The sequence below is a fragment of the Sporosarcina siberiensis genome, assembly GCF_042681925.1.
GTDB classification, from domain to species: Bacteria; Bacillota; Bacilli; order Bacillales_A; family Planococcaceae; genus Sporosarcina; species Sporosarcina siberiensis.
On record NZ_JBHUGI010000027.1, the window covers coordinates 26,834 to 43,032 of the forward strand.

General features: G+C 36.5%; 16 protein-coding genes and 1 pseudogene. 4 read left to right on the forward strand and 13 right to left on the reverse strand.

Annotated elements, in window-relative coordinates; translation table 11 throughout:
* Positions 1-67 precede the first annotated feature (67 nt).
* From ACFSFY_RS10160 to ACFSFY_RS10185, 6 genes and pseudogenes are all read right to left on the reverse strand, one after another.
* Positions 68-591, reverse strand: a pseudogene (locus tag ACFSFY_RS10160) (GNAT family N-acetyltransferase); the annotation flags it as partial.
* A 159-nt stretch (positions 592-750) separates the two neighbouring features.
* Positions 751-1,242: an NUDIX domain-containing protein gene (locus ACFSFY_RS10165; RefSeq protein ID WP_381537761.1), complete on the reverse strand. Its 492-nt coding sequence runs from the start codon at positions 1,240-1,242 to the stop codon at positions 751-753.
* Positions 1,243-1,329: 87 nt separating this feature from the next.
* Complete coding sequence (locus ACFSFY_RS10170; RefSeq protein ID WP_381537763.1) at positions 1,330-1,560, reverse strand: hypothetical protein; 231 nt, start codon at positions 1,558-1,560, stop codon at positions 1,330-1,332.
* A 135-nt stretch (positions 1,561-1,695) separates the two neighbouring features.
* Complete coding sequence (locus ACFSFY_RS10175) at positions 1,696-2,958, reverse strand: CynX/NimT family MFS transporter (RefSeq protein ID WP_381537764.1); 1,263 nt, start codon at positions 2,956-2,958, stop codon at positions 1,696-1,698.
* A gap of 354 nt (positions 2,959-3,312) precedes the next feature.
* The gene (locus ACFSFY_RS10180; protein ID WP_381537766.1) at positions 3,313-4,599 is read right to left on the reverse strand and encodes a glycosyl hydrolase family 18 protein; all 1,287 of its coding nucleotides are present in this window, start codon (positions 4,597-4,599) and stop codon (positions 3,313-3,315) included.
* A gap of 136 nt (positions 4,600-4,735) precedes the next feature.
* A complete protein-coding gene (locus tag ACFSFY_RS10185) occupies positions 4,736-5,326 on the reverse strand; it encodes a YdcF family protein (protein WP_381537768.1) in 591 nt (196 codons plus the stop codon).
* 273 nt (positions 5,327-5,599) lie between these two features.
* Here ACFSFY_RS10185 and ACFSFY_RS10190 point away from each other — a divergent pair, with 273 nt between their 5' ends.
* The 3 genes from ACFSFY_RS10190 (at position 5,600) to ACFSFY_RS10200 (ending at position 7,311) form a co-directional block, all read left to right on the forward strand.
* Entirely contained in the window at positions 5,600-5,740 is a 141-nt protein-coding gene (locus ACFSFY_RS10190; RefSeq protein ID WP_381537770.1) for a hypothetical protein, read from the forward strand.
* An 81-nt stretch (positions 5,741-5,821) separates the two neighbouring features.
* Positions 5,822-6,478 carry a spore coat protein gene (locus ACFSFY_RS10195; RefSeq protein ID WP_381537772.1) on the forward strand — a complete coding sequence of 219 codons (657 nt, stop codon included), beginning with the start codon at positions 5,822-5,824 and terminating at the stop codon, positions 6,476-6,478.
* A 173-nt stretch (positions 6,479-6,651) separates the two neighbouring features.
* Positions 6,652-7,311: an HAD family hydrolase gene (locus ACFSFY_RS10200; protein WP_381537774.1), complete on the forward strand. Its 660-nt coding sequence runs from the start codon at positions 6,652-6,654 to the stop codon at positions 7,309-7,311.
* A gap of 94 nt (positions 7,312-7,405) precedes the next feature.
* On the opposite strand, the gene ACFSFY_RS10205 is transcribed toward ACFSFY_RS10200, so the two are convergent.
* The 6 genes from ACFSFY_RS10205 to ilvD form a co-directional block, all read right to left on the reverse strand.
* Positions 7,406-8,017 (reverse strand): pyroglutamyl-peptidase I, encoded by a 612-nt coding sequence (locus ACFSFY_RS10205; protein WP_381537776.1) that lies wholly within the window; start codon positions 8,015-8,017, stop codon positions 7,406-7,408.
* 36 nt (positions 8,018-8,053) lie between these two features.
* Positions 8,054-9,490, reverse strand: coding sequence for a DEAD/DEAH box helicase (locus tag ACFSFY_RS10210; RefSeq protein ID WP_381537778.1), 1,437 nt, complete (start codon positions 9,488-9,490; stop codon positions 8,054-8,056).
* Positions 9,491-9,530: 40 nt separating this feature from the next.
* Entirely contained in the window at positions 9,531-10,418 is an 888-nt protein-coding gene (locus tag ACFSFY_RS10215; protein WP_381537780.1) for an RluA family pseudouridine synthase, read from the reverse strand.
* Between the two features lie 139 nt (positions 10,419-10,557).
* Positions 10,558-11,418: a YitT family protein gene (locus ACFSFY_RS10220; RefSeq protein WP_381537781.1), complete on the reverse strand. Its 861-nt coding sequence runs from the start codon at positions 11,416-11,418 to the stop codon at positions 10,558-10,560.
* A gap of 410 nt (positions 11,419-11,828) precedes the next feature.
* Positions 11,829-12,068 (reverse strand): indolepyruvate ferredoxin oxidoreductase subunit alpha, encoded by a 240-nt coding sequence (locus tag ACFSFY_RS10225; RefSeq protein WP_381537782.1) that lies wholly within the window; start codon positions 12,066-12,068, stop codon positions 11,829-11,831.
* A gap of 140 nt (positions 12,069-12,208) precedes the next feature.
* On the reverse strand, positions 12,209-13,894 hold the full coding sequence (gene ilvD / locus ACFSFY_RS10230) for a dihydroxy-acid dehydratase (RefSeq protein ID WP_381537783.1): 1,686 nt from the start codon (positions 13,892-13,894) through the stop codon (positions 12,209-12,211).
* Between the two features lie 200 nt (positions 13,895-14,094).
* Here ilvD and ACFSFY_RS10235 point away from each other — a divergent pair, with 200 nt between their 5' ends.
* Complete coding sequence (locus ACFSFY_RS10235) at positions 14,095-14,655, forward strand: SLOG family protein (RefSeq protein ID WP_381537972.1); 561 nt, start codon at positions 14,095-14,097, stop codon at positions 14,653-14,655.
* 57 nt (positions 14,656-14,712) lie between these two features.
* On the opposite strand, the gene ACFSFY_RS10240 is transcribed toward ACFSFY_RS10235, so the two are convergent.
* Positions 14,713-16,131 (reverse strand): NAD-dependent succinate-semialdehyde dehydrogenase, encoded by a 1,419-nt coding sequence (locus ACFSFY_RS10240; RefSeq protein ID WP_381537784.1) that lies wholly within the window; start codon positions 16,129-16,131, stop codon positions 14,713-14,715.
* Between the last annotated feature and the right edge of the window lie 68 nt (positions 16,132-16,199).

Below are 16,199 nucleotides of genomic sequence, written 5' to 3' on the forward strand. Positions count from 1 at the left end.
TTTATCGAATTAAATGGCCCACTTTAGGAGCAACACTTCTCCTAGAAGTGCACCCGATTCTAGAAGATTACTTCTTAAGGAGAGAGTAAATATATGTATCATATAGTTTTCCATCTTGGTACATATAGTCTCTTAAAATTCCCTCTTTTTGGAACCCTGCTTTTTCCAATAATTTATTCGATGCTTCATTATCAATAAATACAACGGCACCTATACGAGTTAACCCATAACATCAAAGCCATATGAAAGAACTTTAGATACAGCCTCTGAAGTATATCCTTTTCTCCACTGTTCTGGATGAATTTCGTAACCAATTTCAGCTCGTTTATGTTTTGGAGACCAAACATTGAAGCCGAATGTTCCAATTATGCCAGTGGTTCCTTTTCTCTCAATGCCCCATCGTATGCCTTTTTTTTCACCATAGTTTTTTGAGAAGAAATCTACAATTTTTTCTGCTTCCTCAATACTCTTTAATGTTTCTTGTCCGTAAAAACGTGTTACGTCGTTGTTAGAAAAACAAGCGAAAATACCTTCTGCATCTTCATTTGTTAATTCTCGTAATACTAATCTGTCCGTCTCTAATGTAGGAAACTTTGAATCCCCCCTTTATTTAATACTTGAAAATGGTCCTTAAATTTAATAACAATTAGTTCAAATTACTACAAATTCAACAATCCCCATATACCAGAAAATGGCTCGATTATAGCATAGCCCTTATACATTAATCGCACGAATTTCCGAAATAAGCATTCATTCTGTGATAGATGCGTAATTCAGTATATCTTGATATAGTTCATGCCAGTCACGGTAGTAATCAGAAATTTCTTTAGGGTCTATAAAAATTCTTTCCACAGCTTCATACTCTCCTGCAAAACTATGTAATTTCTTAACATCCATTCGATAAAATAATTGATAGCCAACTTTTGGATATGGACTGTCTTTGTTCCAATTTTGGTTTTCATTATGGTCTACTACAATATAGCCAAGATAATGACACTCTCCTTCAACATAACCTTCTTCCATGGCTTCACGTCTCAGACATTCCACTGGAGTTTCATTTAATTCGATATGGCCTCCTGGAAAGTCCCAGCCTCTATGATTTAGATTTACCAATAACAACTTATTCTTATGAAAGCAAAATCCATGAACACTTGTAATTAAATGATTTTGTGGATAGTTGCTTTCAGGTCTCCAAGTTAGTTTTACTTTTGCTTCTCCCCAGTTTACATAAGTTATTGTCATATACGTCCCCCCCTACTCATTAAAATGGTCCGTTTAAAGCACAAATCTAATGCAATTCGAATTCACGAAGCATACCAGTTGACGGTATTATAAAGCTTCGGTTTTTCTTCCTAAAAACCATAAATATAGTGTAAGAATTAACAGAACGATTGGAGTAAAACCTACGTACTTCCAAGCGTTGACTGCTCCTATGAAATATAACGCAATAGGCGTAGAAGTGATAGCGCTTACAAGCAATAAGATCCAAGACTTGTTTATGACACCGAATCCTAACGTTGCAATAAAGACAATAAATGAGGCGTACCAAAGTAAAAGCATGCGAACCCCTCCTTTGTAATTTTTCTTATTCAAAAATTTGGCCTTTCGCTCATCCCTTACAAAAGAATTAGCGTCCGTTTGATATATTTTCTCCCTCAATACGGACGCCATTAATTAATCTGGAATAGTTCAATATTATTTACTATTGTTTTTTTGCCCTTCAATTTCCACTTTCCGTTCATACTTTTCAAAGTCATTTGTGACGACTCGATCTCTACCAGCACCAAAACCGACAATCGCGGTTAATACCGTAACGAATAACAATATGAATAAGGAATAAGTCCAAGTACCCGTAACGTCTACGAGTGACCCCAACAGAATCGGTCCTATAGCGGCCAGCGAATACCCGATTGCTTGTGCCATTCCGGATAACTTCGCTGCTTGCATTGCGGTTTTTGTTCGCATAGCCAGGAATGCCAAGGAAAGCGGGAATAATCCACCATATGCAACACCTATCAATCCAACACTCCAAAGCATTACATTGTAACTCTCACCGCTTAAAAGACCGATATACCCACCAATTGCGGATATACATAGTATTAATATTATACCTCGTTGTGATTTAAACTTGCCAGCAATGATTGGAATTACTAAACTCGCAGGCAAACCTATAAACTGATTAAATGAGAGCATCCAACCAGCAGACTCACTCGTTACACCATAATCTATTAATATTTCCGGAAGCCATGTGATTAATGCGTTATATGAAAAAGCTTGCAAACCTAAAAAGATCGCTACTTGCCAAGCGAGCGGCGAGCGCCACATTCTAATATCATCTGCCTTCACATAATACAGTTTAACTTCATCGGTAGATTTTCGATATTTAACGAAATAAACCCAAATCGCAATACACGCCAGAACTGGTATAATCCAGATTCCTAACGCAATTTCCCATCCTAATCCTGCACCGATAGCAAGCGGTATACTAACCCCGGAAGCGATAGCGGCAAATAAACTCATCGCAGTAGTGTAAATACTCGTCATCAGTGGAACTTGATTTGGAAAACGCTCTTTAATAATTCCAGGTAGCAATACATTTGAAATCGCAATTCCAATTCCTATTAAAATGGTACCAATAAAAAGTAGAGATATAAACGGGATGGATCTAATGACAATCCCAAGAGAGAGGATACACATCCCAGCAATTAGTGTAATTTCATTCGTAAACCTGGAGCTTAACTTGGGGACAATTGGAGACATAACTGCAAAGGCAATTAACGGTAAACTCGTTAATATACCTATACTCCAATTTGAAATAGAAAGGCTTTCGCGTAGTAGACCAATAAGAGGACTTACAGAGGTGATTGCGGCTCGTAAATTAAATGCAACGAGTATTACTGCGGTAATTAAAAGAACTTGATTGTAACTTTTATGCTGACCATATTTATTATTATTCATTAAACCAACTCCTTTTCAGACTTAGGGAATGTGCACTGCCCTAAAAATTAAGAGCAGGATCCTTTTAGTCAAAAAGGGATCTCAAAAAATAGTATGAAATTATAAACGATTCTCCTACGGATAGAGTGCAATATTATAATTAAACCTACTTACTATTTATCACATTTAACATAGATTAGCTATTTTCCTGCTCAGGATAAGAATTGCTGAATGAGCACAATTATGGGAAGTCTATGTTATGAGGTATTTAAAAAACCAGCTCATCCTCTAATGTGAAGATTGCTGGGTTTATAAAATTGTTTATAACAGACAACACATTGGGAGATCTCTCAACCTTTTTTATTCTTTCAAGTTTTAAGTAATTTTCGTTATTGTAAAATTATCGTTCAATAATAACCAGTTTTGTGGAAATGATAAACCGAGTTTCCAATACATAATTCCGCGTAAGTTTAATTCTTTTATTAAATCAAATTTTGCTTGAATGCTTCGTGCATCTTCAAACCATACTTCATGATATACACCTTCATCATCCCAGTACTTGAAAAAAGGTGCTTGTGCAATGTAGTCGTATTCAATTTCAGCATTTTCTTTTAATGCAATGGCAATCGCCTGTTGTGGGCTAACCGCCTTAGCCGCCACTCCTCCTTGAGGTGGAAATGGTGAGGACCAATCATATCCATACAAGTTTTGCCCTAAATAAAGCTTATTTGCTGGTATCTGAGTTAGAGCATACTCTACAACATTGCGAACAGGCTTAATTGGACTTACAGCTTGCGGTTCACTATAAGTATATCCCCATTCATACGTCATAAGCGCAACAAAATCGGTTATTTCTCCAAGAACAGCATAATCATGAGCACCGTAAATCCCCGTTGTTACATCACTTGTTTTAGGAGCCACTGCTGTAGATAATGTTAAGCCAACCGGATGAAATCGGTCACGAGCTTTCCTAAGAAAGGCATTATATAATTGCCGGTCTTCAGGATTTATAAATTCAAAATCAAAATGAATATCTTTGAAACCAACCTCATTTGCTATTTGAATAATAGTATCAAACAACTTATTCTGGGCACTCTCGGTACTGAATAAATCATGTGCCAATTCTGGGCTAAATGCATAGTTTTCTAAATTAGTGATTACCATAGCATTAGCGGCACCAGCTGAAGTAGCAATAGTTGGAATGTCGTTTTTTGGTGGCATTGTAAGAGATCCATCTCGGTTAACTTGATAGCTAAACATAGCAAGATACGTTAGTGAATGGACACGGGCCTTAACTTCTTCAATCATCGTTTCTGTGACCGGATTTCGAGGCTCCACGTAAAGCAATACTTCAAGCGGTGGTTTGGCCGTTTGTGGAATATAAAGACGTTGCCCTACATGCAATATTTGAGAAGTTGTTATTCCATTAATCTTTGCTAAATTTTCCGGTGTCATATTATACAGTTTAGATATGATATAAAGCGATTGACCAGATCGAACTAAATGATACTTTCCGGTAATCGGAATTACTAATGCCTGGCCTACTACAAGTCGGGATGGATCAGGTATTTCATTCGCTAAAGCTACTTCTTGGTAAGTAAGCCCATAAGCTTGGGAAATACCATACAAACTTTGTCCTCTTTGAACAACGTGAATTTGCAATAAAATCAGCTGCCTTTCATAGATAAAATATTCTTATCTAAGTTTACTTTTGTGACAAGCCCGATATGCATACAATTAGTCATATATCAGAATTTGACGCAAACATTTCAATAGAATCAGCAAACATAACAAATAATTATTTCCCTACAATATACGTCTTAATTAAAGCTAGTCGTTCTCGTGTGTTTAACTTTAATTCAACTACTCCGGGTGTTTTTCCGGCTACTGAATCCGTATCCAAACCCAATTTACGAGCAATGAATTTCGTTCTGGCAATATGATAATCACTCGTAATAATTGTTACGCTCGTAATTTTTTCTGGCAACAACTCTTTCGACAATAGGATGTTCTCATAAGTAGAAGTCGACTTTGTCTCTAAAATAAGTCGCTCTTCACCAATCCCATTCGCAACAAGAAACCGTTTCATTGCCTCTGCTTCCGTAGTATTTTCATCAGGACCTTGTCCACCCGATAAAATGAATAGTACATGGCTATATTTATTGCCATAGTCCAAAGCTGCATCTAGTCGATACCTTAAAGACAATGAAGGTGTATCTCCATTTACTTTTGCCCCGAGTATGATTGCATACTCATTTGTTCCATCGGCTTCTATTTTAATACCATCCTTTATCCATTTACCTGTTAGCATCCACAAAGATATTACACAAATCACCACTATAATGATTACAATCATTATTATTTTCTTTCCTGCATTTTTCTTTTTCAAAGTAACCACTCCATTCCTTTTTTACAGAATACAAGAAAGTTCTACTTGTTAAGCATAGAATGTTAATAGCTAAACCTACGTTTAAAAATGTATTTTACAGACTAATTTCACCTGGATTTACGCATACTATTATTAAAATATTGCTTTTATTAAAAAAAAAGCTTTTAATTTAGCGAAGAAAGGAGTATTATCTAATTATTCGGAGTAGTCATTCAATGATGATTCGATAATGATTTATTATCAAAAAATATGATTGTGGAGGATGGTATATCAATGAAAATCAAAAAAATCGCACGTGCACTTATAGGTGCAAATCTTCTTTTATTATTTTCTTTTACTTTTCTGCCAGTCCTTTTATTCAATCCGGATTTGGAATCCTTCCAAGCAATTCTTAACTATATAAACAAAGATTAACATAAAAATGAATATCATTAATGATTTAATCCATACTAGTGTCGATGCAGAAAATGCTCGATAATTAGGAGGAGTTGTAAAATGACGCAAAATCCCTTTGGTCAAAAACCTGGACAACAGAACAACCAAACACATCAAAACATGCAAACTGGTGATGTTTCGGCGCAAATGAATCATGGAGCTCATGAATTATTTGATTTACATGAAACCTTATCTGAAACAGTTGCCGGACTCAATCAGGCGATTCTATTTAGAACAAAAGTAAAAGATCCAGAATTACTTGATATTTTGAACCGACAATTTCAATTTACTTTAAACGAATACAATATTACAGTTGAGGCATTTAAAACAGGTCGAGACCCTTCACAACCTACTGGGAAATATCAAATGAAGACTGGAAACGACTTTGTTTACGGTCTTAAGCAGAGCCCTCCGAAAAAACCAATTCAATCTGAAACAGAAATATCAGATGAAATTATTTCAGGTTTTTTACTTGGGGCTGCAAAAGCGGGTGCAACATCAAAAACAATGTCCGCACTTGAAACAGCCAACCCAGTTGTACGACGCGTTCTAGCAGATTCTGTCCCCAACTGTATCGAAATGGCTTACGAACTTTCTATATATCAAAACAAACATCATTATTACCAAGTCCCGCAACTAGCTCAGCAAGATATGCAACAAATGCTAAATTCTTTTGCTACAGCAGAAACAACAATTCCAAACGATAAAATTCAATAACATTTAAAGTAGACCTACACATACGTATTTATGTAGGTCTATTTTTTATCTAGTTCATTTCCACGTTCTTCACCAATGCTCCCCTTTTACACCAATCCTCGCATTGCTTCTGTATGGGAAACACTGTATAGTTTATAGTAAGCTAATGTAAAATACAGGAAAAGGTGAGAGCTATGCGCGTTGCAATATTCGACTTCGACGGAACCTTATACGCCAATGAAACTTTTCAACTATTAATGAAACACTTAAAAAATCATCCTCTATACTCTAATCGATATAAGAAGTTTTTCAGAGCAATCTTACCTTTGTATATCGGTTACAAATTAAAAGTGTATCCAGAAAACATGCTCAAAGAACGTTCCATGCAATTTTATTTAAAAGTATTTAAGAATTTTTCTACTGCGGAACTCGATATTTATTTTGAGGAACTAGCTGAAAAAATGAAAAAAGACTTTAACCCACTTGTGCTTTCAAAACTCGAACAACACTCAAATGAGGATATTCACATTATGCTTGTTTCCGGTGCATATACACCTTTACTACACTCTGTTACAAAAGGCTTGCCTTTCAATACAATTATCGGCACTGACATTCCTATAATAGGTCAAACAATTGACAGTCAAGTACCCATCTTACATATTCAAGGTAATCGTAAAAACAAGAAAATTTTTGCAGCATTAGAAGGGGAAACAATAGATTGGGATAATAGTTTTGCATATGGAGATAGTTTTTCTGATTTATCCGTTTTGGAACTCGTAGGAAATCCAGTTGCAGTAAATCCAGATACTAAACTTAAAAAAATTGCAGTTGAACGAAAATGGACAATTATTTAAAACTTAAACTTCAATTTCAACTAAGAAAGCCAAGTAAATGAATTATCATTTACTTGGCTTTTCTACGTATTATATTTAAATTATAATCTTACTCTTATTCATTTTCCGAAAGCACTTGAATACAAGCAGTTACTCCTTTTTTCAAATCCGCATGGGACCAACTTGGAATTCGCCCATTTTGAACGGCCAATTCATGAGAAGCAGGAATATGCAGAAATCCAGATTTCATACTCGGTTTTTGTGTTGCTGCATAGTGTAGAGCTTCATACATGACATTGTTGCATAAGTAAGTACCTGCTGAATTTGAAACCTCAGCAGGTAGACCTATTTCAAGCAGACGGTTCACCATCATCCTTACCGGGAGTGTTGACATATAACCATCTTTACCGTTTTCGCGAATGATTTCATCCACTGGTCTATTTCCTTCGTTGTCAGGCTCTCCGTCCTTCACATTGATCGCAATACGCTCCGGCGTTATTTTATAACGACCTCCTGCAAGCCCTAGTGAAACAACTGCATCTGGTTGAATTTTCTCAATATGTTTTAAGAGTTGTTTTCCAGACGACTCAAAATCGACGGATAAAACTTGGCTATGAATTTTGTACGCACCGATTACTTCCCCATGCAATTCTTCAGCAATTTGCATGGTAGGATTGATTGTGAATTTCAGGAATGGTTCGAAACCTGTAAGCAACAATGTTTTCATCTATCCTAGCCACCTTTCAAATTGACCGATTGATCTTTACTTATTTGCTTTATGCACTTTTAACTGTTTGCCTTTTACTGTTTTATTTTTCATTTCATTTAAGACAAGCGGTCCTTTGCCATTCAAAATATCAATATAGGTTACAGTATCTTGAATTTTAATAATACCAATATCCTCTGCATCTATTCCTGGAATACTTGTAATTGTACCAACAAAATCAAAGGCACGTAATTTTTTCTTTTTACCACCATTAAAGTACAATTTCAATATGTCTTTATCAATATTTACGCTTTTACTTTTCTTCAGTTTTGGAAGTTTTTCTATTTTTTCATTGAATGCGTCCATTGATTCATCTACCGCTTTTTGTGATGGAGCAGTACGTCTTGGAATTTCAAATCCAATAAATTCTTCAATTTCATTTAGAAACTTATCTTCATTAGGAGTGACAAATGTGATTGCTGTCCCTTTATTGCCAGCGCGTCCAGTTCTACCAACTCTATGCACATAACTTTCGTTTTCTAAAGGAATATCGTAATTAATTACATGTGTTATGTTGTCAATATCAATTCCTCTTGCAGCAACATCAGTCGCAACTAAATAACGGAATTCACCACGTTTAAATTCATCCATTACATCAAAACGATCTTCTTGCATCATTCCACCATGCAATTTGTCGACCGCATAATGGATATTTTCAAGTTGCTCTGTAAGTTGATCGACTTGATCTTTCGTTCGACAAAATAATATACAACTATCCGGATTTTCAATAATTGTTATAGAACGCAACAACTCGAACTTCTTGTGCTCAGCAACAACATACAATGAATGATCGATTTGGTCTATTAAAGTTGTACTTGATGCAATTTCAATATTCTTTGGGTCATTCATATACTTCTGACTTAACTTTTTTATATTTTCTGGAATTGTAGCGGAAAATAGCATTGTTGTACGCTTTTTCGTCAATTTATTAATAATTGCTTCTACCTGATCGATAAAACCCATATTCAACATTTCATCGGCTTCATCAAGAACTAGGTACTCAATCGCATCTAAAACCAGCGTTCCGCGTTCAATATGATCCATCACACGGCCTGGTGTTCCTACAACAACATGACATTTTTGTTTCAGTTCGGCCTTTTGATAAGCAAACGGTTGTTTTCCATAAACAGCTGCTGCTTTAATTCGCTTAAAGCGACCAATATTCGTAATATCTTCTTTCACTTGGTCTGCCAATTCGCGTGTAGGTGTTAATATAAGTGCTTGTGGATTATTTTCTTCCCAATCCACCATTTCACATATTGGTATACCAAATGCCGCAGTCTTCCCACTACCCGTTTGAGATTTCACTACTAAATCGATCTTTTTAAGTGCCTCGGGTATTACTTTCGCTTGTACTTCTGTCGGCTCATTATAACCAAGCCCTTCAAGCGCACGTACAATATCACTATTTAATTGATAACTTTGAAATGTCATTCTAAATCAACCTCTCATTATTTCGGTTACGTTCTTCTACTCATTTTGACTTTATTAAAAATGCTTGTGGAACATCAGCTGTATATCGTACCAGCTTCCCAGTTTTTGGATGAATTAAAGACAAGGCCGTTGCATGAAGACCAAGTCGACGGAGCGGATTACCTGTTGAACCGTACTTCTTATCGCCAGCTACAGGATGGCCAATTTCTTCTAAGTGGACACGTATTTGGTTTTTACGTCCTGTTTCAAGCTGAACTTCTAGTAGTGAGAAGTTCTTGTTTGACTGAATCTTTTTATAGTGTGTTATTGCATGTTGTCCACCGTTATCAACTGGACTTGAATACACTTTAAATGAACTGTTTTCAGTTAACCATGACGATATTGTGCCTTCCGTTTTCTTGATATTCCCTTCAACAAGTGCTGTATACATGCGTTCTTTAACAGTATCACTCCATGTATTTTGAAGAGCTTGTTGTACTTTCTCACTCTTCGCAAACAACATAATACCAGATGTAGCTTTGTCTAAACGATGAACTACGAAGATTCTATTTTTCGGATTTAACCTCTTCACATATTCTGTAATTTGACGATATGCAGTAAATTCTTTCTCTCTTTCAGAAGCGACAGATAAAATCCCAGCATTTTTATTGATTACAATGATATCGTCATCTTCATGTAGAATGGTTACCCCTTCTATTTTAGAAATACTCTCTGCAACCTGATTGCTCAATATCTCTACCTTATCTCCGATTTCCAGTAGATGATTATGTTGTTTAATCATTTCTCCGTTAATCGTAACTTGTCCGCGCGTTAATATTGATTTTACTGAATTTCGACTGCTATTTTTCATGCTTTCTAATAAGAATGGCAATAATTCTCCCGGTTCTTTAACTGCATATATAACTGAGTTGTTTGTTTCTCTTTTCATTACGATTGCTCCTCTTTTTCCCGAATGGGTGCTAGTAGTAAAATTATACACCACATCTGTACAACTGTCTTTTTAAACAAAATAACCCATTCAAAAATTAAACATACATTTTTGAAATGGGTTGATAAATAATTGGAATTTAATTATCAAATTGTGCTTTTGAAAATCCACGTCCAAGTATTTCTGATGCATTTATAAAAATAACAAATGAAGTTGGTTCTTGTTCTTGTACAATTTTCTTAAAATAGACAGCTTCCGATTGTTCAACGACACATAATATCATTGTTTTTTCTTCATTGGAATAGCCACCCAGTGTTGTCATCTTTGTCGAGCCTCTATTTAATTGATTTCGTATAATGGACTGAATTTCTTCCTCTTTTTCAGTTATTATAAGTATCAATTTTGTAGATGAAGATTGGAGCTGTACAAAGTCGATGACCTTACTTGTTACGTAAATTGAAATCATAGCATAAAGTGCAAGTTCAAAATTAAAAACAAAGGCAGAAGTAACAACAACTAACCCATCGACAAGAAGCTGTGAATAACCACTTGAAAGCCCCGTATATCGCTTCAAGACTTGAGCGATCATGGCAGTACCACCCGTTGACCCATTGCCTCGATAAACAATGCCAAGTCCTACACCAAGCATAATTCCACCATAGATTGCACTTAATAAAGGATTATCGATCGACAATTTCATATCCGCTGTAAGCCAAATAACAAACGGTAGAAAAGTAGTCCCTACTAAAGTCTTCAAACTAAAATCAGTACCAATAATTAGAACAACAAAAATAAGCAATGGTATGTTAATCGCTAATTGTACATACGCTGGATTGAATTGGAATAGCTCATATAAAATTGTACTAATTCCTGATATTCCTCCAGCGGCAAGTTTAGATGGGAGCAAAAACATATTAAATGCGAGCCCAACTAGAGCAGAACCAATTAGAACTTGAATATATTCATAAATCGCTGTCTTTTTAAATTTATTTAACGCCATTACTTATTTCCCCCTTCAATCAACCCCTTTATATCTTACCAAAAAATATTCATCTGTATACAGCAGTTTTTTTACAAGTTGACAAAGAAATATAGATGTGAGATAATACATAAGTGATAAATTAAGGTAGCAGGCAAGACTTGATATTCTGGCATTCTACGTAATGTTTTTGAGAACACTTATTCACACTGGCGCGACTATAGGGTCGTAAGGACGTAAAAGTAGGTAGGGTTTACGTTGCTTAGGTATAGAGAACACCCAGTGGAACAATGACCGCGGTACGGAAAGTATAGGCTTTCTAAGGAAATTATTCCCCCGTTCAATCGGGATGAAAAATTAAATCAAAACTTTTGTTATCTTAAAATAAATCAAAAGGGATACTCTCATTTAATGAGAGTATCCCTTTTCTATTAAGCAATATTATAAAATGTTTTTGCTTTTTCCAAGAATGGTAAGTCCTCAGTTAATAAATCTTCTTCATGATAAATTGCTTCTACTGGGCACGCAGCCACGCACGCTCCACAATCAATACAAGTATCAGGATCTATTAAATACTGATCCTCACCGAGCTCGATGCAGTCAACTGGACAAACCGTAACACAATCTGCTGCTTGTTCGAGTATACAAGCCGATGTTATAACAAATGCCATAAAAATTACCTCCTATATATACTTTAATACGCTATTTTACTAATATACTTCAATTTTGTAGAACTGTCCAAAATAAAAACGGATACCGAGTATTCATTCAACTCTAATTACGAATTGAGTTACTCTCGGTATCCGTTCACTTATCTGTTAAAGTTATCCGTTACAGCCCCGATAGATGAACATGAAACGTTGTGTGCATATTTTCCAAGAACGCCACGTTTATGAAGTGGTGGTGCAACCCATTCTTTACGTCTGTTCTCTAATTCTTCCTCAGAAACATCTACAGAAATCTCTTGTTTAGCAGAACTAACCGTAACCATATCGCCTTCTTTAAGTAATGCAATCGGTCCGCCAACTTGTGCTTCTGGCGCAATATGACCAACAACTAAACCATGCGTTCCTCCAGAGAATCTACCATCGGTTAGCAAGGCTACTTTCTCTCCTAGCCCTTTACCAATAAGAATTCCTGAAATTGAAAGCATCTCTGGCATACCAGGCCCACCTTTTGGACCAGCATAACGAATAACGAGTACATCGCCATCGTTAATTTTGTTATCCATAACTGCTTGTGTTGCTTCTTTTTCGGTATTATAAACACGAGCAGGTCCTGTATGTGTAGTAACTGAAACTCCCGAAACCTTAGCAACAGCTCCGCTTGGTGCCAAGTTGCCTTTAAGAACTACAAGTGGACCATCTTTACTGAATGCTTTATCAAATGGCATTATGATTTCTTGACCTTCTGCTAAATCTGGTGCATCTTTTAAGTTTTCAGCAATTGTTTTACCCGTAACAGTCATACAATCTCCATGCAGATACCCTGCTTCAAACAAGCGCTTCATAACTGCAGAAACGCCTCCAATACGATATAAGTCTTCCATTACGTATTGTCCGCTTGGTTTTAAATCTGCAATATGTGGTGTCTTTTTCTGGATTCTATTAAAGTCTTCCATTGTTAAGTCCACTTCAATTGCATGTGCAATTGCAAGTAAATGAAGAACCGCATTTGTAGAACCACCAAGCGCCATTACTACTGTAATCGCATTCTCAAAAGCTTCTTTCGTCATGATATCTTTTGGATAGATATCTTTTTCAAGCAAGTTGTATACAGCATGTCCTGCTGCTTTACAATCTTCTAACTTAGCAGATGATGTTGCCGGATTCGATGAACTTGATGGCAAGCTCATTCCCATAGCTTCAATTGCCGATGACATTGTATTAGCAGTATACATACCGCCACATGAACCTGCACCGGGACAAGCTTTACACTCAATAGCTCTAAGTGTTTCTTCGTCAATCGTTCCGTTATTTAATTGTCCAACACCTTCAAATACAGAAACAATATCTAATTTTTGTCCTTCATGATTACCTGGAGAGATTGTTCCTCCGTAAACGAAGACAGACGGTACTTCAGAGTTCGCAATAGCGATCATACAACCTGGCATGTTTTTGTCACAGCCACCAATTGTTACAAGACCATCCAAACTTTCTCCGCCTACAACTGTTTCAATTGAATCCGCGATAACATCACGACTTGGTAAAGAGTATCGCATACCTTCAGTTCCCATAGAAATACCATCTGAAACAGTAATTGTATTGAAAATAAACGGAACACCGCCTGCTTCTCGAGCGCCTTCTTTAGCGGCGATCGCTAACTTATCAATATGTATGTTACATGGAGTTACTTCACTCCAAGTACTAGCGATACCAATCATCGGCTTTTTAAAATCTTCATCCGTGACACCCACAGCTCTTAGCATAGCACGGTTAGGTGCTCTCATTGTTCCTTCACTAAATACTTTACTATTAATTCTTAAGTCTTTTTTCAATGAATATCCACCTCTTTCGTTTCTTTATTATACGAGCAAGAATTTTATATTTCAATGTTTTCTTTCAACTTGTTAAAGTCTTTGCATAGATTTGAACAATTCTTGTCTGAATTATTAATTTACCTAGATTATTAGGCATTTTATTACGAAGACTAGTACAATAAGTACTACAGAGTAAAAGTAATAAAGAGGTGAGTTTTATTTTAAAACGATTAGTGGTTACTGGATATAAACAACATGAATTAGGTATCTTTGATGATAAACATCCTGGGATTGTCTATATCAAGAAAGCGTTAGAAAACCGCCTTGTTGCATTATTAGATGATGGGCTCGAATGGGTGATTGTTAGTGGACAACTTGGTGTCGAGACTTGGGCTATAGAAGTCGTTCTTGCGCTAAAAAGTACGTATCCCAACTTAAAATATGCGGTTCTTCCCCCTTTTCTAGAGCAAGAAAAGAATTGGAATGAGATGAGACAAGAAACGTATCGTTCGCTGATTTCACGAGCAGACTACTATAACACAATAACAAATACACCATATGAAGCACCTTGGCAATTCATCGAAAAAGACAAATTCCTGATGCGTAATTCAGACGGTATTCTCATCCTTTATGATTCCGAAAATGAAGGCTCACCAAAATTTATTAAAAGAGCAGCGGATCGCTATGCAGAAAAATCGGAGTATATAGTTCTCACAATTACGGCTGATGATTTACAAGTGCTTGCCGAAGAAGAGCAAATGGATAATTGGGATTTTTAAAAGTGAAGCTATCCAAGTAATTTGGATAGCTTCACTTTAATTTGAACTGCAGAATTCTTATAATCCTAAAGATATATATTTCACTTCTAAATATTCATCGATACCGTGATGGCCACCTTCACGACCCAATCCACTTTGTTTAAACCCACCAAACGGCGCTTGTGGTGTTGAAGGACTGCCGTCGTTTAATCCTACAATTCCATATTCCAGCTTTTCAGAAATCCGTATTCCTTTAGATATATTCTCTGTGAAAACATAAGCAGCTAGTCCATATATAGAATCATTCGCTCGCCTAATCGCTTCTTCCTCGGTTTTAAAGACGGTAATAGGTGTAACGGGGCCGAATGTTTCTTCCTTCATACAAATCATATCATCCGTGACATTTGTTAACACTGTCGGATTAAAAAAGAGGCCTTCTTTTCTATTTCCACCTATCTCTAAAGTAGCGCCCTTCTCAATGGCATCGTTTACATGGTTTAGAGCTTTCCGAACTGCAGAAATGTCTATTAACGGTCCAATCGTAACGCCTTCGGTCATTCCATTTCCGAGTTTCAACAATTTTACTTTTTCAACGAGCTTCTTAGTAAATTCTTTTTCAATCGATTCATGAACGTAAACACGATTCACACAGACACATGTTTGCCCAGCATTTCTAAATTTCGCTGCAATGACTCCGTCGACAGCTTTGTCAATATCACAATCATCCATTACAATTGCTGGTGCGTGACCTCCAAGTTCGAGCGACACTTTTTTTACAGTCTCTGCAGCACCCTTCATTAATTCTTTACCCACTTCTGTAGAACCCGTAAATGTAAGTTTTCGAACGCGAGTATCCGCAAGCCACGCTTCACCTATTAGTTTCGAGTTTCCTGTTACAACATTGATTACACCTTTTGGAATACCAGCCTCTAAAGCTAACTGCACGAGTTTTATAGCAGTGAGTGGTGTCTGGCTAGCAGGTTTAATGACTACTGTACATCCCGCAGCGAGCGCAGGGCCAACTTTCCTCGTAATCATGGCTGCCGGGAAATTCCACGGTGTAATGACTGCAGTAACGCCAACAGGTTGCTTATGAATAAATAATCGTTTATTTTGCTGTGTTGCAGGAATCGTTTCCCCATATATCCTTTTTCCTTCTTCTGCGTACCATGAAATAAAACCATTTGCATAATTAATTTCGCCCTTTGCCTCTAAAAAAGGTTTTCCCTGTTCTTCTGTCATTGTTTTAGCGAGCTCATCTGTATGTTCTTTAATTAAATCATACCAATTCCGAATCAGATCGCTTCTTTCGTAAGTAGAAAGACTCGACCATTTCTCAAATGCATTATATGCCGAATCTACAGCTCGTATCGCCTCATCTGTTCCTCCTAAAGGAACAGATGCAAATACATCTCCAGTCGCAGGGTTGTGAACGTCTACTCTCGGAAGATCATGCCCCACTTCTTCCCCATTAATAATCATTTGATAAAGTTTCACTTCAATCTACTCCTTCCCTTTTTAAACTGGATATTACTTCTATTGTACATTTGAATAAGTTGGTGTAC